Annotated in this window: 14 protein-coding genes; 4 read left to right on the forward strand and 10 right to left on the reverse strand. The window is 61.9% G+C overall.

Features of this window, described 5'->3' with window-relative positions; all coding sequences use genetic code 11:
• Window positions 1-10: 10 nt before the first annotated feature.
• The 6 genes from gvpN to rfaH all read right to left on the reverse strand — a co-directional run bounded on the left by gvpN (window position 11) and on the right by rfaH (window position 5,567).
• On the reverse strand, window positions 11-1,006 hold the full coding sequence (gvpN, locus tag LPW30_RS12585) for a gas vesicle protein GvpN (RefSeq protein ID WP_239681032.1): 996 nt from the start codon (window positions 1,004-1,006) through the stop codon (window positions 11-13).
• A 99-nt stretch (window positions 1,007-1,105) separates the two neighbouring features.
• Window positions 1,106-1,324, reverse strand: coding sequence for a gas vesicle structural protein GvpA (gene gvpA / locus LPW30_RS12590; protein ID WP_238625541.1), 219 nt, complete (start codon window positions 1,322-1,324; stop codon window positions 1,106-1,108).
• 478 nt (window positions 1,325-1,802) lie between these two features.
• Window positions 1,803-1,940 carry a light-harvesting antenna LH1, beta subunit gene (gene pufB, locus LPW30_RS12595; protein WP_238625540.1) on the reverse strand — a complete coding sequence of 46 codons (138 nt, stop codon included), beginning with the start codon at window positions 1,938-1,940 and terminating at the stop codon, window positions 1,803-1,805.
• A gap of 61 nt (window positions 1,941-2,001) precedes the next feature.
• Window positions 2,002-2,187 (reverse strand): light-harvesting antenna LH1, alpha subunit, encoded by a 186-nt coding sequence (gene pufA, locus LPW30_RS12600; RefSeq protein WP_238625539.1) that lies wholly within the window; start codon window positions 2,185-2,187, stop codon window positions 2,002-2,004.
• Between the two features lie 353 nt (window positions 2,188-2,540).
• Window positions 2,541-4,886: a PAS domain S-box protein gene (locus tag LPW30_RS12605; RefSeq protein WP_239681033.1), complete on the reverse strand. Its 2,346-nt coding sequence runs from the start codon at window positions 4,884-4,886 to the stop codon at window positions 2,541-2,543.
• A gap of 180 nt (window positions 4,887-5,066) precedes the next feature.
• Window positions 5,067-5,567 (reverse strand): transcription/translation regulatory transformer protein RfaH, encoded by a 501-nt coding sequence (rfaH, locus tag LPW30_RS12610; protein ID WP_239681034.1) that lies wholly within the window; start codon window positions 5,565-5,567, stop codon window positions 5,067-5,069.
• 264 nt (window positions 5,568-5,831) lie between these two features.
• Between rfaH and LPW30_RS12615 the strand changes: the two genes are divergently transcribed.
• Window positions 5,832-6,692 (forward strand): hypothetical protein, encoded by an 861-nt coding sequence (locus tag LPW30_RS12615; protein ID WP_239681035.1) that lies wholly within the window; start codon window positions 5,832-5,834, stop codon window positions 6,690-6,692.
• A gap of 18 nt (window positions 6,693-6,710) precedes the next feature.
• Here LPW30_RS12615 and LPW30_RS12620 read toward each other — a convergent pair whose 3' ends face one another.
• A complete protein-coding gene (locus LPW30_RS12620) occupies window positions 6,711-7,178 on the reverse strand; it encodes a hypothetical protein (RefSeq protein ID WP_239681036.1) in 468 nt (155 codons plus the stop codon).
• 41 nt (window positions 7,179-7,219) lie between these two features.
• Window positions 7,220-7,645 (reverse strand): hypothetical protein, encoded by a 426-nt coding sequence (locus LPW30_RS12625; protein ID WP_239681037.1) that lies wholly within the window; start codon window positions 7,643-7,645, stop codon window positions 7,220-7,222.
• Between the two features lie 360 nt (window positions 7,646-8,005).
• Here LPW30_RS12625 and LPW30_RS12630 point away from each other — a divergent pair, with 360 nt between their 5' ends.
• The 3 genes from LPW30_RS12630 to LPW30_RS12640 all read left to right on the forward strand — a co-directional run bounded on the left by LPW30_RS12630 (window position 8,006) and on the right by LPW30_RS12640 (window position 12,844).
• Window positions 8,006-9,049 (forward strand): polysaccharide biosynthesis/export family protein, encoded by a 1,044-nt coding sequence (locus tag LPW30_RS12630; protein WP_239681038.1) that lies wholly within the window; start codon window positions 8,006-8,008, stop codon window positions 9,047-9,049.
• A 32-nt stretch (window positions 9,050-9,081) separates the two neighbouring features.
• Window positions 9,082-11,373: a polysaccharide biosynthesis tyrosine autokinase gene (locus LPW30_RS12635; protein WP_239681039.1), complete on the forward strand. Its 2,292-nt coding sequence runs from the start codon at window positions 9,082-9,084 to the stop codon at window positions 11,371-11,373.
• 280 nt (window positions 11,374-11,653) lie between these two features.
• Window positions 11,654-12,844, forward strand: a complete 1,191-nt coding sequence (locus LPW30_RS12640) for a glycosyltransferase family 4 protein (protein WP_239681040.1) — start codon at window positions 11,654-11,656, stop codon at window positions 12,842-12,844.
• A gap of 57 nt (window positions 12,845-12,901) precedes the next feature.
• On the opposite strand, the gene LPW30_RS12645 is transcribed toward LPW30_RS12640, so the two are convergent.
• Both LPW30_RS12645 and LPW30_RS12650 read right to left on the reverse strand, forming a co-directional pair.
• Window positions 12,902-16,702 (reverse strand): EAL domain-containing protein, encoded by a 3,801-nt coding sequence (locus LPW30_RS12645; RefSeq protein ID WP_274521680.1) that lies wholly within the window; start codon window positions 16,700-16,702, stop codon window positions 12,902-12,904.
• A gap of 3 nt (window positions 16,703-16,705) precedes the next feature.
• Window positions 16,706-17,761: an ABC transporter substrate-binding protein gene (locus LPW30_RS12650; protein WP_239681042.1), complete on the reverse strand. Its 1,056-nt coding sequence runs from the start codon at window positions 17,759-17,761 to the stop codon at window positions 16,706-16,708.
• Window positions 17,762-18,078: the final 317 nt, after the last annotated feature.

Here is an 18,078-nt window from a genome sequence, read left to right on the forward strand (position 1 = left end):
GCTCTCCACGTCAGCGGCGCACGGCCTCAGGCATGCTGGCCTTGGCGGTGCTGTTGGATTTTCGGGACGCCCGGGGCTTGCGCTTGCGGGGCCGGCGGCAGTGTTCGTCGATGAGTTCGTCGAGTACCTGGCACCCCAGATCCTGATCGTCGTGGCGGACCTTCACGCATTGGTCACCCATCACGTCGTGGCATAGCTGGCGAAAGCGCGGATCGGCGGCGTCCACGGTGCCGCCCCGCATGGCCAGAACGCGGGCAATCATCAGGCAGGCACGGATGGTGGGCCGGGCGTTGTTCACACCCACCTGACGGAAGGCCCGCACCAGGGACACGATGGCCCGTGCCTCATCCTCCGGCAGCCCGGAGGAACTCTGGGTCACGCGCACCTCGGTCTCCAGATCCGGGTGATCGATCTTGAGGGTGAACATACGGTCCAGCAGGGCATCCTGGGTCTTGTGAACGCCGGCATATTCCTCGGGGTTGCTGGTGAAGATGGCCGTGAAGTCGGGATGCACCTGCAGCAGGTTGTCGCCCTTTTGAACGCCCGGCAGATTGAGCAGGCGCTCTTCCAGCACGGAGAGGAGGACGTTGTTGGCCTCCGGCCGCGAGCGGGTGAATTCGTCGTAGATCAGGGTCAGGCCGTACTTGCAGGCGGAGGTGAGGCGGTTGTCCACCCATTGGCGGGTGACCCGCTCCTCGCGCTTGACCACGGAGCTGATGTAGTTGTCGAGCACGCTGGAGGTGCGATAGCCGCTTTGCGAGCCCACCAGGTCGGACGAGCCGAACTCGTCATCCCCATGGATGAGCACCACCTGACGACCCAGCTGGGCGGCCACGTGCAGGGCCAGAACGGTCTTGCCGGTTCCGGCGGGGCCGCAGAAATGCACGGCATATCCGGCGCGCGTGTAATCCAGGGCGCGCTCGGTGATGTCCTTGATATAAGGTGTCTCGATGAACCCTTCGCTCTTGTCCAGGTTCAGCAAGGTCAGTTCGCTGGCACTACCCATTCCGTGAGACCTCTTTTCATCATGGGCAGGTTCTCCCACGGGCCGTACCCGCGGGAGTTCCTGGCCACTCACGTGGCTATCCGAACGCCAGGTTCGGGTTTACTCGGCAACCGCCGCGTTGGCGGTCAGACCGATGGCCTCGGCATACTTCAGATAGGTTTCCACCGAGGCGACCACTACACGGGCCTCCACGGACAACAGCTCGATGCCGACCAGGGAGACCTTCACCCAGGCGTCGACAACGATACCCTTGTCCAGGATACGGTCCACCACTTCCGCCAGACTGGCGGAATCCGTCGTTTTTTGAACACTAGCCATGATGTTTTCTCCTTGAAGCCAAACGCAGTTACAAAGACCACGGGATTCACCGTGGGTATCCAACAACGTATTGAAGCCATTCTGGCGCACTCCTGAGGATGCGCCGTTGCGCCTCTTGAGTACTCGCGTAACTCACCACAAAGTTTACGGCCATATTGACGTAATGAGTCACGGAATTAATCCAATTCGGAATGATTAAAGCTCAGTACTCCGCTAACGTGACGGCTATCACTCGATCACTCCATAATGGAAGGAAAAGCGCGAAACGCAGCACGCCCAGATATCGAAAATAGCCTCGGGCGGCCACGTTTTTCCATGAAAATCATTGAACTCCGTCAACTCATGAAAACCTCGGCCCCAATAAAAGGAACCGGACACCTTCGAGGGTGACCGGTTCGCGGAGTGCGGCAGGGCCGCAGAGGGTACCAAGAGGGCGCTTGGTCTTTACCCTATTGTTGTAGTTTTTGTGCGAGTCGCTTTAAAACCAGGGCCGCCAGATATAGACGAGGAAGTGGGCGACGGCCGCCAAGACCATGAAGGTGCTGAATACGACCTTCCATTGCTCGTGAAACTCTTTTGCCTGCTCTTCGGTCAGTCCGGAAATGCTGTTTTCCATGTCTTTATGCCTCGCAGTGAATGAGATGAATCAACAATGAAGCCATCGGGTGGCTGGGTGATTACTCGGACACTTCATAGGTGAGCGGATTGTAGGCTTCGTGGGTGAACACGAAGGAATGCACAATCAGCGCCGTGGCGAGGAAGGTGATCAGCAAGGGAATCAGCCAGGTGCCCGGATTGACCACCAGCCACAGCTTGTAGTCGTCGCGAGGGTTGCTTGGTCTGCTTGGTCTGTATTCACTCATTATTTAACTTCCCCTAAATTGAAAAGATTTTTTTGAGTTCAACACCGGCCCGCGACTCAGGGGCCGATGTTTTATCGTGCGGGTCTGATGCTTGCCCGCTTAATACATGCCAGTCGTCAAGCCTTTGCTGGGGCTTACGCAGCCCGTACGTCTTGTCGGTATCCCTCGTTCACTGAATATCCCTTGGCTTGACGAGGTAAAGCATAGACCTTCAAACAGCAGCCTCGAGGCGAATGGATCCGATATGGAAATTTAACCGGGGCAAAACATGAAAACATTACAAAAAATGTGGTAATTCATTCGATATGAGCGGATATCCGCGAAACCCGTCACACAGCCAGCATTGACGTGGGTCAACTCTGCAACCAGCGTGTCAGGAGGTTTCTGAGTTCCTTGCGGGTGTAGGGCTTGCTGAGGTGATCATCCATGCCCGCCAGGTCGTAGGCGCGCACGTCTTCCTTCATCACGGCGGCGGTCAGGGCGATGATGGGGGTGCGCCATTCGGCGGGTTCCTGCTCGCGGATGCGGCGGGCGGCCTCCAGGCCGGTCATCACGGGCATCTGGCAGTCCATGAGGATGAGTTCAAAGTGCTGCGCCTTCGCCAGGCGAACAGCGCTCTCGCCATTGCTGGCACTGGTGACCTGGTGCCCGAATGACTCCAGGGTTTCGCCAACCATCTCCAGTATTTCGGGATTATCGTCCACAACCAGGATGCTGGCGCGGCGGCTCCGGGCACTGGGGAGGGTGTTGTCTGGGTTTTCCGAAAGCGGGGGCACGGGATCGGGCACGGGGGCGGGTGAGAGGTCCAGCCCGATGGTGAAGGTGGTGCCCTCCCCTTCCTCACTCTTCACGCAGATCCGGCCACCCAAGGCCTGGAGCAGATTGTGGACAATGGCCAGCCCCAGCCCGGTGCCGCCGGGGCCCTTGGGGCCATGATGGCTTTTGTAGAAGGGCTCGAAGACCCGCTGCAACACCTCCGGACTCATGCCCATGCCGGTATCCGACACCTGGATGATCACTCGATGCAGTGCGTTGGCATCTCCGCCCGCATCCTCGGCCCAGGCACGCACCGTGATACGGCCGTTCCGGGTGTACTGGTTGGCATTGCCCAGGACGTTGGAGAGCACCTGTCGCAAGCGCAGGGCATCGACCCACACACCATCGGGCAGCGAGGGGTCTATGTCGATCACCAGTTGATTACCCCGGGTGCGCACCACGGCTTCCATGAGCTCCAGGCTCTGGCGCAGCAGGCCCGGCAGGCTCACGGCCTCGGGGTTGAGGGTGATCTGCTGCCCGGCTTCCGACTCACTGAAGTCCAGGATGTCATTGATGATGCCGCGCAGCATCTCGCAGGAACTGCGCAGGGCCGTGACATACCGATGCTGGCGCGCCTCCATGGAGGTTTCCAGGAGGTTTTCGATCAAACCCAGCATGGCGGTGAGCGGGGTGCGGACCTCATGGCTGGTCATGGCCATGAACAGGCTCTTGGCCTGATTGGCCGCCTCGGCCTCGTCCCGGGCCTGCCTCAGGGCCTGCTCGGCCTGCTCCAGGAGGGAGATGTCGATGGACACCCCCAGGGTGGATCCGGAATCCTGGGAATCAAACGGATAAATGGTCAGCAGCGAAGGGAAGCTGTCGCCGCCCTTCCTGATCAGGCGCATGCGGCCCCGCCAGGGGCGTCCCTCGCGGATGCCAACCAGCATCTCCGGGAAGCGCGCCACGTCCTCGGGCTGGTGGAGCATGGCCACCGGGCGACCCAGCATCTCCTGGCGTGAGTAGCCGAACAGGTTTTCAGCGCCCGGGCTGAATTCGGCAACGAGCGCCTCCCCGGACCCGGCATCCGTGCGGGTGATGATGAAGGCCACATCCTCACTGGCCCGGAAGATGGATTCCAGGGTGGCCTGCTTCTCCTTCAATTCCGTGATGTCGCGGCCCACCCCCAAAACTTCCACGATCTTGCCCTGTGCATCCACAATGGCGGTGTCCTCCCAGTGGAACCAGCGCCAGCCGTCCACCGTGAGGGCACGCTGCTCTATCTGCACGCGATGGGGAGGCTGTGAAAGCCCCTCCATGGCCTTGAGGGTGTCGGCGATGTCGTCCTCGTGGACAAGGGGCGCGAAGGAGCGCCCAAGCAGTTCCTCGCGGGTCTTGCCGAAGGTGCGGCAGTAGGTATCGTTCACGAATAGCAGGCGATTCTCGGCATCCACCCGTACGATCGCATCATGCTGGGACTCCACCATGGTGCGGTAGCGCTGCTCGTGCTCGCCGAGGCGACGGTTTTCCCATGCCGAGTCCACCAGCATCCGCAGCGTGATCTCCACGGAGCGCAGCAGGGCCAGGGCACGATCGGCGGCGCCATTGTCCACCGCCGAGGCGACGCCCTGCCGGGGGAGCCTGGCAATGAGCCAGAGCGGATCATCGTCCAGCCCCAGGGCCATGCGCCAGCACACGTGTTTGCCGTACTCCTGCCCCTGGGTGACGGCGGACCCATCCTGGCCTTCCCTGGGCAGCCCCCAGGGCCAGATGGCATCGGTGAACTCGCAGTCGGAGCTGGCCAGGATGCGGGCATCCACCTGGCGCACCAGCACCAGGCAGACATCCGCTGCCTCGGCCAGGCCGCTGAGCACCTTCTTGAGGCGCGTAATGGGGAGCAGGATTTCAAGGTCAGACCCCTGCGGGGGCGTGTTCTTTTCCATCATCCGAACCTTCCGACCGCGCGACCGGCCCGGTCGCATGGGGATCAAGCCTTGAATGCTACAGCCACGGAGGGGTTGGGTCAGGAAATCCACCGCTTTGTGCGCATGAATTACATTCGTTTCGGAGTATTTTACGGGTGGCATCCGGCTGGTGCACCCTCGGGCGCGACCGGCCCCAGCCCCTCAAACGGCGATGGCCTGGCGATCCACCTGAGTGCGTGTGCCCCGCCCCAGACAATCCAGCAACACGATCACCCGTTCCTCGCTGTTCTGCGCCTGGAAGATGGCTTCCATACCGGCCAGCGGGCCCGAGGTGATCATCACCCGCTGGCCGGGCCGCAGGGTGGGGGGGTACAGATGATGGCAGCCCGTGTGCGGATCTTCCCGTTGCTTCAGGGCTTCGATCAGCGCCCCATCCACGGGCACGCACTGGCCGCCGAAACGCACCAGATGACTCACCCCCCGCGTGGAGCGGATCGGCGCCAGGGACTGTTCATCATGGGTGGGGGACACGAACAGATACCGGGGGAACAGCGGTTCCTCCAGTTCCAGCGTGCCCCGTGCGCGGCGGGCCCGGCGCCTCAGCCTCGGCAGGTAAACGGCGTACTCCTGCTCCTCAAGGCTGTCGGCCGCCTGCATCTCCCTTCTCGGCTTGCAAAACACCAGATACCAACAATGATGCATGACTGGACTCTCGAATGCAGTGAAGATCCCATCCTTGTCATGCCCCCACACATCACCGCACAGGTTGCGTGTGAGTGATGGGAGTCACGCCCAACGGGTTAGCAAGTTCTCACTTTAACCGTTCAGGAAACGGCTTCCGAGGCATGCAGAGATCATCATGATCCGTTCTGGAAGCACCTTACCTCCAGTTCGGATGCAACCCTGCTACAACAGCGCCAGGGATCGGGCGACCATGCGGATTCACCCCAACAGAATGCTTACACCATGAACACACCGCACTTGCTTCGTCGCCCAGGCCTGACCCGGCTGATGCTTGGGGTCCTGTGTGTCCCCCTGCTGGCCGCGCCGGCGTTGGGCCAGGCTACTTCCGCGCAGTCCACCATCACCGATGAGCAGTTTCTGGACTACCTGCGGCAACTGGCTGTGGAACCGCCCCCTCCGCCCCCGCAGGCCAGCCAGTTTGGCGTGATCTCGGGCTTTGGCATGCCCCACGGCACGGCCTTTGTCGCCGGAGTGCTCACCGACCGCCGGGAGCGCCGCAGCGACCGGGACTACGATGGCTCGGCGGGCGTGGGCGTGGGCTTCGGCAATGCCCGTGACGCCGTCGGGGTGGACGTCACCCTGGGGATCATCAGCACCACCCCCTCCGAGTTCGCCGAGGATGGCAACCTGAACGTGAAGGTGCATCGGCAACTGCCGGGCCTGATGCCGGACGGCGTGTCGTCGGTGGCGGTGGGTGTGGGCAACCTGGTGCGCTGGGGCGATGCCCGGGAGGTGGATCAGAACCGCTACGCATCCGCGAGCACGCTGCTGCCCCTGTCCACTCCCGGCGGGCGATCGGTACCCGTCATGCTGACGGCAGGCCACGGCACGGCCATCAGCGATCTTGGACGGGAGGCGGACAGCTTTTTCGGGGCCGGCGTGGGACTCACCTCACGTTTTTCCGCCACGGCCTCCTGGGCGGGTGATGAGTGGATCACCGGTGTCAGCTGGCTGGAGCGTGACCTGAACATGCAGGTCACGCTGGCCATGGGAGATGCCACCGACCGCCTCGGCGACGGCCGGCGCTACATCCTGGCGGTGGCCTTCACGCTGGACGATGTGTTCAGCCGTTGGGGGCGTTGATGGCCACCAGCGGCGGGCTTACTCCGCCTCGATCGCCTCGCGGCTGGTCTGCTCCGCCTGGATCTCTTCGAGCAGCTCTTCAAGTCCCTGCAGCGCCGAAGCGCCATGCCGGGATTGATTCAGGGCCTGCCCAACGGCTTCCGCAGCCGCGTCCAGCCCCTCGGGGCTGAGATTGGAGACCGAATAACCCCGGATAACGGGGGGCAGATCAGCCACCCCCCCTGGGGCCACTCCCGGCGTATCCTCGGGGGCTTCCGGTGTGGTGTCCACCCCGGGATCGGCGGGTGCTGGCGGAGGTGGCGGCGGGACGATGGTCACCGGTGGTGTGGGCGCTTCCGGGATGGGGGTAACCGGCGGTGTCGGAGGTGTCGGCGTGACAATGGCTTCCGGCGGGATCACCGGTACCTCGCCCGCCCAGAGCGGCCCGGTTGCCAGGGCCGTGAGCAGGATCAGGCCGGCCTTGCGAGTGCGGGGCTGCGTTGGCATGCACATACTCCTTTGAGTAACCATTTTTTTGGCGCTGCGGCTCACAGTCCGGTGCCAGGCGGATGCGTATCCGGCGGTTGTGTGCCGGATTGCTGTTTCCGGGATCGCCACAGCCATTCAGAGAGATTGACGAGCCGATCCTTTTCCCTCTCGGATAGCTGCCCCCGCCTTCGATAGGCCTGGATCAGGGCAAACACTTGCTCGTAACCCTCCACACGCTTGGGCGAGATGCCCCTCAAGGCGAAAATCGCCTGATCGTCGGCCCGGGTATCGAAACGTGGGTGATCGAACGTGGCCTCCCATTGACCACCGCCACGGGGCAGCAACCGACAGGGCTGGCTGCTGGACGGCCAATCCTCAAACAAGGACGAAGGCACCAGCCCCGTATTGACCAATTCCTCATAGGTTCCGGTGAAGACGGTATAGGCACCATGCTTCCCCTTCAGTCCGCACTTTGTTTCTATCACGCATGCCTCCCCAGACAACAGGCAACGCCGAACCAGGTCACCGGATCATGGCTCGCAACGACGTCGACATTTCATGAGTTGTTATAGGAAATTTACTCCTCACAAAGGGACGACATGGAAGGAAAGGAACCAGATTGGATCAATGAGGATGCACCCGCCATTCAACCCATTCCATTTCGGATGCTTCTCCCCTGAAGGTCGAAACAACCGGCTTCGGGCGAGGGATATACTTCGGAATTCGTCACACTTTCTCACCAGGAAGGACAGCCGGTGTCCTCACATCAAAACCTCACCCGCACGGGCCTGGCGACACTGCTCGTGCTCCCTTTACTTTTGTCCGGGTGCACGGTCCTGCCAGGCATGTCCATGCCCACCCCAGGGCAACTGGAACGATCCGCCGGTCCCGATGGCGTGTACGAAACACGCACCGGGCTGGAAGTGGAGTTGATTGCCATCACGCCGCGCCTGGCGGCACAAGGTACGGCAAGCCCGGCAACGCAAACCCTGGCCACCCTGCCCCTGGCCTCCACAGAGGCCCTGCGCGGCGACTACCGCATTGCCCCGCGCGATGAACTGGAAATCACCGTCTGGGGGCACGAAGAGCTGCAACTCATGGATCGGGAACAGCAACCGCGGCATGTGGTGGCCGAGGATGGCACCATCTTCTTCCCCTACACCGGGCGCGTGGAGGTGGGCGGACTGACCGCCCGGGGCGCACAACAGGCGCTCACGCAACAACTCTCCCGCGTCTTCGAACAGCCACAGGTGGATGTCCGGGTCGTCAATTTCCGTGGCCGTTCGGTCAGCGTACTGGGGGAGGTGGAAAATCCAGGCAAGGTATTCATCGCTGACCAGCCCCTTACTCTGGTGGATGCCATCAGTCAGGCCGGGGGGCCAACCGACAATGCCGATCTTCGTCGTGTGCTGATATCCCGTCATGATGCCAGCCACCGCATCGACGTACTGGCCAGCGTGGAGCGGGCCGATCTGATCAACACCCTGGTGCTGGAGCAATCAGACCTGGTCTACGTGCCCGACAACAGTGGCTCCCGCGTTTATGTGCTCGGGGAATCCACCCGCGCCGCCAGCCTGGCCCTACCCCGGGACGGGCTCAGCCTCACCCAGGCCATCGCCGAAGCCAGCGGCCTCAACCCGTCCACGGCCCAGGCGCGAAGCGTGTACGTGCTGCGTGGCAACGCCACTCAGCCCAAGGTGTACTACCTGGATCTGCGGCGTGCCGACGGCCTGCTGCTGGGGGACCGCTTTGCCCTGGCCGAGCGTGACGTGATCTACGTGGATGCCGCGCCGATCACCCGCTGGAACCGCTTCATCAACCAATTGCTGCCCTCGCTCGTGATTCTGCGCGAAGCCGACCGAGGCCCCATCAATCTCGGCACCGACTGATGCCCTGACATTACGGAACCCGCAAGCACACCATGCCATTTCAAATGGATGACTCATCCCAGCCTCAGGACACCCGAGGCACCGGGACACCAATGCCCGCCAGTCGCATCCCCGACGACGCGGACACCATCGACCTGAGCCAGGTCGTCGACTTCCTGCTTCGCGGCAAGTGGATCATCATCGGTGGGCTCCTGGCGGGCCTGCTGGCCGGTGGTTTCATGTCCTGGCAGAACCTGCCCCGGTACGAGTCCAGCGCCCTGCTGCAGGTGGAACTCAAGTCCCCCATGTTCGCCTTCCAGATGGATACGGAGTTCGTATCAGAATCCCGGGGCATCCCCACCGAGGTGGAGATCATGCAATCCCGCATGGTGCTGGGCCGGGTGGTGCGCGAACTGCAACTGGAGGTGATCACCCACCCCCTTTCCGCACCGGTGCTGGGCCGGCCACTGGCCGCCGACAGCCGCCTGACGGCCCTGCCACTCCTGGGGCAATGGCTGGCACCCTACGCGGGCTACGGCGCCCAGCTGGAAGTGGCCACCCTGGAGTTCCAGGGCCACTGGGAACAGCGGGCCGTGATCCTGGAATCCCTCGGCGAACAGCGGTTTGCAGTGTGGACCGACGACGGCAAGACCCGGCTCGGAGAGGGCCTGGTGGACGAGCGGCTGGACATTCAGCATGGCGATGGCCAGGTCACACTGCGCCTGCACCAACTGCAAGCCCCGGAAGGCGCGCGGTTCCAGGTGCGGCGCCGATCCGAACTGGCCGCCATCTCGGACCTGCGCGGCCGCATGAGCGCGGGTGAACAAGGACGGCAGACCGGACTCGTGAAGCTCTCGGTGACCGCCGAATCCCCCGAACAGGCATCACGCACCGCCAATGCCATCGCCAACGCCTACCAGCGCCAGCACGTGGAACGGCGCTCGGAGCAGGCGCGTGCCACCCTCGCCTTCCTGGAACAACAGCTTCCCGGGCTGCGTCAGGAAGTGGAGCAGTCGGAGCAGGCCCTCATCGACTTCCTGCAGCAGGAAGGCACCGTGGATCTGGATCGGGATGCCTCACGGGTGCTGAACCGGCTGGTGGACCTGGACACCCGCATCACCGAATTGAGCGCGGAGCGCGAGGAACTATTGCTGCGCCTGACCCCCGAGCACCTACAGATTCAGGCGCTGGACCGACAACGGCAGCGCCTGCGGGAAGAGATGGAGCGCATGGAACGGGAAGTGGGCCGACTGCCGGTCACACAGCAGCAGCTGCTGGCCTTGCGCCGCGAAAACCAGGCCGCCACGGAAATCTACGTCAATTTCCTGAACACCGCACAGGAAATGGAGATCGCCCAGGCGGGCATCGTCGGCTCCGTGCGCATCATCGATCCGGCCGTTGCGGAACATCGCACCGTGGGGGCTGGCACCCTGCGCACCGGCGCGATCGCCGGCATTCTGGGCGGAATGCTGGGCGTGGGTCTGGCATTCTGGCTCCATGCCGCCGGTCGGCGCGTGCATGAACCCGACCCCCTGGAGCAGCAGACCGGTCTGCCGGTACACGGCGTGGTGCCCATCAGCCCCGGGCAGCTCCGGCTCAGCCGCCAGGCCCGCGACGGCGATCAGATCCCTCCCTTGATCGAGGTCAGCGATGATGAACCGGCCGTGGAGGCCGTGCGCAGTCTCAGTACCAGCCTGCGCATGGCCAGCCAGCAGGAGGTGCCTGCCAAAACCATCCTGGTGACCGGCCCTCGCCCGGCGGTGGGCAAGTCCTTCATCGCCATCAACCTGGGTGCCGTGCTGGCCCAGGGGGGCGCGCGCGTGCTGGTGGTGGATGCCGACATCCGTCGGCAGTCCCTGGATCCCTACCTGCCCAAGTCGCAACGTGGCGTCGGACTCACCGAGTATCTGTCGGCGGACGCTTCATCCGACGACACCATCATCGACCTGAAGGCAAAACAGAGTGTGCTGCACATCATGGGCGCAGGTCACAAGCGCACCAGCGCCTTCAGCCTCATGATGAGCCCGCGTTTCGACACCCTGATGGAGTCTTTCCAGTCCCGTTACGACTACGTGCTGATCGATACCCCGCCCGCGCTGATGTTTGCCGACGCAGCGAGCCTGGCACGTCGCGGTCTCGACACCCTGATCGTGCTGGAAAGTAGCGCCCACAGGATGGCCGAGGTGGAAGAGACCGTCAGGCGACTGCAGCGAGCCGGAGGCCGCGTGCTGGGCTTTGTGCTCAACCGATACGTACCCGCCTCCAAGGGCGCGGGCTACTACGGTTATTACGGTTACTCCAGCTATCGGTATCGATACCGCTATGGCAAACGTTACGCCAGGTAATCGGCTTTCACGAGCCTGAAACGACAAAACAATCAGGTTCGATTTGATTGAAACCATGTGACCGAACGCACACTTTAAAAACCTGACAGCGCTTCCATATGTACTGCTTCACACTAAATCCGGCAGAACTGCAAATCTCACTCACTTAAAGCTTCCAATATGAAATAGGTCGGCCGACGCGTGTCGGGTCGATATTGTTAGGTTGAGGTCATTCCTGGTCCGAGATCCATCTCGTGGCGATCGATCCATCGCGCCGGGCCCTGAACACAGGAATCGACCTATGAACCTGATCGAATCAGCCGACCTCTGGTTGTGGTTTACCTACACACCCTACTTTCTTGATGCGCTGACAGGATTATCGTTATTGGTTGTCGCCGTGTTGATCACGGCGATGAGTTTACGTTGGGCTTTACGTATGGGAGGAGATTATTTCGGCCTGGTGGATCACCCCGGTGGACATCGCACGCATGGTCATCCCACTCCGCTGATCGGTGGCATCGCCATCACTGTTTCCATGTTGACCTGTTGCCTGGCCGCGCAGTGGTTCATCACGGCGCAGGGCTGGGGGGCGGGCATTCTCCCGGGGGCTCTGATCGTTGCCCTGTTACTGCTGCTGGCCGTGGGCGTCTGGGATGACGCCCGGGCCATCTCGGTGCGCATCCGCTTCGGCGCACAGGCCCTGGCGGCATTGGTACTGGTGGCGTCGGGGGTGATGATCCTCGACATCGGCCTGGCCACGGTGGATGTACTGCCCTGGGCCTGGCTGGCGATGGCGGCGGCAGCCCTGATCACCCTGGTGGCCGTGGTGGGCTGCATCAACGCCTACAACCTGGTGGACGGCATGGACGGCCTGGCAGCCGGCCTGGGTGCCGTCACCCTGACGGGACTCCTGGCGTTGGTCATGTGGGGCGGCCAGGCGTCCACGGCCATGCTGGTGTTCGCACAGCTCGGCGCCCTGCTGGGGTTCCTCTGGCTCAATCTGCGGGTGGGTCGTCCGCGTGCCCTGGTGTTCCTGGGAGATGCCGGCAGCACCACCCTGGGCCTGCTGCTGGCCTACTGGGTGATCGTTCTCAGCCAGCCGGGCGTTGCACTGCTGCCCCCCGAATCCGCCCTCTGGCTGCTGGGTGTGCCGATCATCGACACGCTTCGGGTGATGATCGAGCGCTGGACCCGGGGCGACTCCCCCTTCAACCCCGGCCATGACCACCTGCATCACCTGCTCCAGGGCGCGGGCTTCAGCGTGAACCGCTCGCTGGCAATCATGCTCGGCCTGCAGGCCCTGATGGTGGCGATAGGTGTGGGGCAGACCCTGCTGCAATACCCACCCGAACTCCTGGTCCTGGCCTGGCTGGCATTGCTGCCTCTATCGATGATGGCCACCAGAAGCCTCAAGCGGTTCACCCTCGCCTCCACCACCCGGCCCACGCCCCAGGCAATGCTGACTGAACAGAGTCGGACGGGGCAACGGTGAGGCCCTGACTTCATGCCCCTCGCGGGAGCGGGGGCTTATCCAGGTACATTTTCGCCATCAGATGGTGATCAGCTTCCAGATTGCCGACATGAGTCGATCATGCAGAGCCTCCACTTCGGCCAAACGCTTCCGGGCCAGGTGACCGTCACCCTTCTGTTTGAGCGCGACCAGTTGGCAGCCCAGTTGATGCACCTGTTCGTGTAGGGTCAGCATTCTGTAGCACGCGTCTCTGCTGTTGTTGTCACTGGCCAACCAACGACCAAAGTGGAGTTGTTGCGGTGACAGTTCGGGTGGATGCGGGCTTGTCTCGTGCACGTAGGATATCAACGCGTTCATCCAGGCACGATGGGCAACCATGCCGAACAGCACGGGCAGCAGGGTATCGGGGATCGCGGAGGTCCCACTCCAACTGGCATGGGGCTGCCACCGTGCATGCCATCGCGTCATCTCTTCTGCAGGCATGGGTTTTGCGATGGCATAGCCTTGGCCGATTTTGCAGCCCAGCTGCAACAGCATTTGACCGTGAACCTCGGTCTCAACGCCTTCGGCAATCACACCACGCTGGAAGCTCTCGGCCAGGCCGATCACCCCATGCAGGATGGCCAGATCATCCGGATCATCCAGCATGTCGCGCACAAAGCTTTGATCAATCTTGAGGGTTTCGACCGGCAATCGCTTCAAATAGGTCAACGAAGAGTAGCCGGTGCCAAAATCATCCAGCGAGAAGCTGACGCCAAACCCCCGACATTCCCTGATCAGGCTCGAAATGTGGGCAATATCCTTCAGGGCGCTGGTCTCGATGACCTCCAGTTCCATGTCACCCGGTGGCACGGCAGGGTAGCGGACCAGTGCGGCGCGCAGCTTGTCAACAAAGTCGGATTGGGTTAGCTGCAGCGCATCCACATTGACGCTGACCGCCAGGGAATGTCCCCGCTCACGCCATTGGCCGATCTGCGCCAGAGCCGCATCGATCACCCAGTCGCCCAGCCTCACCATCAGCGGGTGGCCCGCCAGCTGCGGCAGGAACTCGCCGGGCGGTAGCAGGCCCCGCTCCGGGTGCTGCCAGCGGATCAGGGCCTCGGCACCCATCAAAACGCCACTCTCCATGGCCACCTTGGGCTGATAGAAGAGCACGAACTCATTGTTATCCAATCCCTGGCGAATCGCCTCCAGCGCCTCGTGCCGATCGCGTTGGTAGCGATCATGTTCCAGATCGAACAGGTGGTAACGATTCCCGCCGGCGAGCTTGGCCTGGTACATGGCCTGATCCGCCTGGCGCAGTAGCTGGTCGGCATCAATCGGTTCGGTCTGGGGATAGAGAGTGACCCCCAGGCTGGCACAGACCTGCAGGCTGTGTTCCCCATCACTCACCGGGCAGGAGGCGGCGTCGAGCAAGCGTCGCAGCAGCGGGGTTGCGGACTCGACATCGGGCAGATCCAGCAATACGGCAACGAACTCGTCCCCCCCCAAACGGGCCAGAGTATCTCCATCACGCAGGGAAGCCTTGAGCTTTGCGGCCAAGGCGACGAGCAAACGATCCCCCACATCATGGCCGTAGTCATCATTGACCCTCTTGAAGCGGTCCAGGTCGATATAGACCAGCGCCAGCTGCTGTCGACGCCGTGCCATCAGAGCCATCCCCTGCTGCAGACGGTCCGCCAGCAAGACCCGGTTGGGCAGACCGGTGAGCGCGTCGAAGTGAGCCATGTACTCCAGTTGCCGCTGCTGCTCCTTGATCTGCGTGATGTCGGAGAACAGCCCGACGTAGCGCTGTATCGTGCCGTCGGCATCGCGCACCGCGCTGATGGTCAGCATCTCGGCGTAGAAGTCGCCGTCTTTGTGCCGGTTCCAGATCTCGCCGGTCCAACTGCCCTCGTCCTGCAGGGCCCGCCACATCTCGGCGTAGAAGGCTCTACCTTGCTTGCCGGACTTGAGCAAGCGCGGATTCTGCCCCAACACCTCATGCCGTCCATAACCAGTGATGCGGGTGAAGGCGGTGTTGACGTCGATGATGTCGCCCTGTGGGGTCGTTATCAGGATCCCCTCGTTAGCGTAATGGAATACGTTGGCGGCCTGCCTCAACTGTTTCTCCGCCGCGGTACGCTGGATCTCGGAGGCCACACGATCGACGAACAACCCCAGCAAGGGCAGAGCCAGGCCGCGCACTTGCTCCGTCAGCGGCTGCCGGCCCAACGTGAGCAGGACCCCCAGGGTTCGATCCTGCTTGTCGATCAGTTTGTGGCCGACGCACGCCTCGATGCCGATCTCCTTGAGCAGAGGGTCATCGGGGAACAGGGACAGGCTGTCTTCCGGATAGCAGACGGCCCCTTCTTCGATGATATTCGCACAGAGCGTCCCCGCCAGGTCGTCGTGGAAGGGCGTGAGCAAATGGCCATCGCTCCAGCCGGCAAACGCCTCCAACCGGTGCTGTTCCGCCTCCAGAAGGCCCACAAAGGCGATGTCGGTGCCCAGCGCCTCGCACAGCAGGCGGCAGGCGTGGCCGAAAAACTCGTCTCCCCCCAGCCGGGCCAGGTCGCGATTGAGAGTGGAGAGAACCTGTTCGAACTGCTTGCGCCTGGTGATGTCACGCATCACCCCCACTGCGTGCCACCGGCCATCGATCTGTAGCGCCGACGTGGACAGTTCCATCTGCACTTCGTGCCCGTCACCATGCAAGGCCTCAAGCTCTGTCAGGGCCCTGAACGTGGGACTGGAATCCGCCAGGACACATGCTGCATCGCCGCGAGCGATTGCTTCACGGTGACGCTCGGGCGCGATGACCTCGTGAACGGTCCGCCCGATCAAGGCCTCTGGCGAGAGCCCAAGAGTGGTTTTGAACGCCGGGTTGCAGTACACCAGCTTGCCTCTGTCGTCGGACATGAAGATCGGGTCCGGCGAGGCTTCGGTGACCGCGCGCAGCATGGCCTCAGACTCCTGTAGTCGTTGCTCCGCCTGGCGCCGTTGCGTCACTTCCTGAAAGGCGCCCGCCACACGGACAATGCACCCATTATCATCATGTATCGGCTGCGCTACCGTACGCACCCAGACGCGCTTCCCGGAGGCGCTCAGGATCTCAAGCTCCTCGTCATATGGCATCCCGTTCCGGGCGCACGCCTCAAACCGTTCGGCAATGCGCTCACGGTACTCGGGAGCGTAATACCTGATGCCTTCACTGACCGAAACCGTCGAACCGGGCGGCATATCGTGGATACGGCAAACCTCATTCGACCAGTACACCCGATCGGTTTCCAGATCAACCACCCAGCCACCGACTTTCGCAACCGACGCGGCGATGCTCAGAAGTCGCGTATTGTCCTCAAGCTGGCGTTTGATCGAGGCCAGGTAAAAGGCGCGCTTGGTGAGCCACCACACGCATACCGCCATCACCAGGAGAATCAAGAGATTGAACCCGGCCGTACGACTCAGATTTTCCAATACCTGTGCCCGCAGGTGGCGAAGGTCGGAATAGACCGTCAGTTTTCCAATATGACGCTGATCCCCTTCATGGTCATACAACAACACGAAATCAAACGACTCGAGATCGCCAGGGTCTTCCGTTGTCCTCAGAAGCGGCTGGTACTCCCCCAGGACATATTCGTAGACGGATACCGCATCGATGTACGGCAGCCGGACCAATCCCCCGGCAATCAGGTTCAACTGCTGCTGTTCGAAGAAAAAAACTGCGGCGGCCGTGGGGTCGAGATAGCCTTTCTCTACCGACTGCAAGGCCTGATCACGATCATTTACTCCCTGCTGATAGAAAACGTAGGCCTGAAACAGCAGGATGAGCAATGTTACAACGATGCTCACCAGGACGATGAAGCCAAGGTGCCTCGTTCTTGTCCAGGCCGTTGGCATGATCTAACCATCTCCCTTGGTCTCACAAAGGCGGGGTACATCTTTGCCGTGATGGAAACGGGAATATCGACGAAAGTCGATCGAACCGAAACTGCGTATCCAGGCGCGAATGTCTTCCGCCGTGGCGCGGTCGGCAACGATCGGCTCAGATAGCAGCGCAGAGCTTGAGTCGCTGACAGGATCAAGCCCCCGCAGGTGGTCGTGCAAATCGATCATCACCTGAGCCCACAGCAAGCTGGTGCAGGCGACGGTTGCCACCAGTTCGCCCTTCAGCACGGCATCAATGCCAGCATGTGATAGATCCAGTCCGCCGGTCAGCACAACCGGACCGTCATCGGCCGGATGATGATCGATTGCTTCAGCAGCACCGATGGCCAACTGGTCACTGGCTGCCCACAGCACAGAAATCTCGGGATAGCGGCGCAGGATCCGGCTGGCCATCCTGCGCCCCTCCTCCGGCGCCCATTGAGTGTAGACCATCTGCACCAACCGGACATCCGGATGTTCGTCCACTGCTCGGCGCAGCCCGGCTTCACGCTGAATGGATCCATACCAGGATCGGGATCCATTGATGCCCGCCACCTGAATCGTATCAGCCTCCCCTGCATTGGCCTCCCGGGCGGCGGCGATCAGTTCCTGCGCCAGAAGATAGCCTTTCCGTTCTTCGTCCTCATGGAAATAACCAGCCCAGTACTTGTAGTCCCGGCCAGGTATTTTCCCGATTTCTGCCAGTTCTTCAGGAAATAGTGGGCCATTCAGGAAAAAGGGGATTCCCATTTTCTCGGCTGCCTTCATCAACCGGCTCGCCTGTCCAAACTCAACCGAGAAGATGGCGGCATCCGGCAGAGGCTCTGTCGTCAATCGCCCCACTCCAGCCGACACTTTCGCAAAGCGATCCAGAACGCTGAACTCGTGAATTTCAAGATCGATCTCAAGATCAGCGGCGACGGCGTGCAGTACCGTATGGACCTCCGGCCAATAGGTGTTATCCGCCGTGGTTGGGGTAAAGGCTACAATCTTGAGTCTCGAAGACTCAGGGGCATGATTGCCGGCAATCATGGCAGACGGGGGAGTTTCCGCCCCTGGCGGATCTGGCGTGCTCGCCAGGATGTGGCCTGAGGTAGCAGAAAAAACCATGCCGAAGGTCAAGAACCAAGCCAACGCGAATACAGTGCGCCTGGATACGAGTCTCCGCGATGTCAGAAAACAAGACATTAAGCCGGATGCTCCCACATTCCTGAATCCGTGACCAACCTCCCCGACACCCGGCAATCCCGCTCCGCTGTTGGCTCGAGGCTCGTGTCGTGCAAGATGCCATTGTGTCACGGATTCCGGTTTTTGCTGGTTCGTCGCTTCAGGCCGTTTCTACCTCAAAC

The organism is Ectothiorhodospira variabilis (genome assembly GCF_022227625.1).
Lineage (GTDB): Bacteria > Pseudomonadota > Gammaproteobacteria > Ectothiorhodospirales > Ectothiorhodospiraceae > Ectothiorhodospira > Ectothiorhodospira haloalkaliphila.

Excerpts from the sequence above, each read along its gene's own strand:
- gvpN (WP_239681032.1), bottom strand. The coding sequence starts at position 1,006 with ATGGGTAGTGCCAGCGAACTGACCTTGCTGAACCTGGACAAGAGCGAA.
- gvpA (WP_238625541.1), bottom strand. The coding sequence starts at position 1,324 with ATGGCTAGTGTTCAAAAAACGACGGATTCCGCCAGTCTGGCGGAAGTG.
- pufB (WP_238625540.1), bottom strand. The coding sequence starts at position 1,940 with ATGGAAAACAGCATTTCCGGACTGACCGAAGAGCAGGCAAAAGAGTTT.
- pufA (WP_238625539.1), bottom strand. The coding sequence starts at position 2,187 with ATGAGTGAATACAGACCAAGCAGACCAAGCAACCCTCGCGACGACTAC.
- LPW30_RS12605 (WP_239681033.1), bottom strand. The coding sequence starts at position 4,886 with ATGATGGAAAAGAACACGCCCCCGCAGGGGTCTGACCTTGAAATCCTG.
- rfaH (WP_239681034.1), bottom strand. The coding sequence starts at position 5,567 with ATGCATCATTGTTGGTATCTGGTGTTTTGCAAGCCGAGAAGGGAGATG.
- LPW30_RS12615 (WP_239681035.1), top strand. The coding sequence starts at position 5,832 with ATGAACACACCGCACTTGCTTCGTCGCCCAGGCCTGACCCGGCTGATG.
- LPW30_RS12620 (WP_239681036.1), bottom strand. The coding sequence starts at position 7,178 with ATGCCAACGCAGCCCCGCACTCGCAAGGCCGGCCTGATCCTGCTCACG.
- LPW30_RS12630 (WP_239681038.1), top strand. The coding sequence starts at position 8,006 with ATGTCCATGCCCACCCCAGGGCAACTGGAACGATCCGCCGGTCCCGAT.
- LPW30_RS12635 (WP_239681039.1), top strand. The coding sequence starts at position 9,082 with ATGCCATTTCAAATGGATGACTCATCCCAGCCTCAGGACACCCGAGGC.
- LPW30_RS12640 (WP_239681040.1), top strand. The coding sequence starts at position 11,654 with ATGAACCTGATCGAATCAGCCGACCTCTGGTTGTGGTTTACCTACACA.
- LPW30_RS12645 (WP_274521680.1), bottom strand. The coding sequence starts at position 16,702 with ATGCCAACGGCCTGGACAAGAACGAGGCACCTTGGCTTCATCGTCCTG.
- LPW30_RS12650 (WP_239681042.1), bottom strand. The coding sequence starts at position 17,761 with ATGATTGCCGGCAATCATGCCCCTGAGTCTTCGAGACTCAAGATTGTA.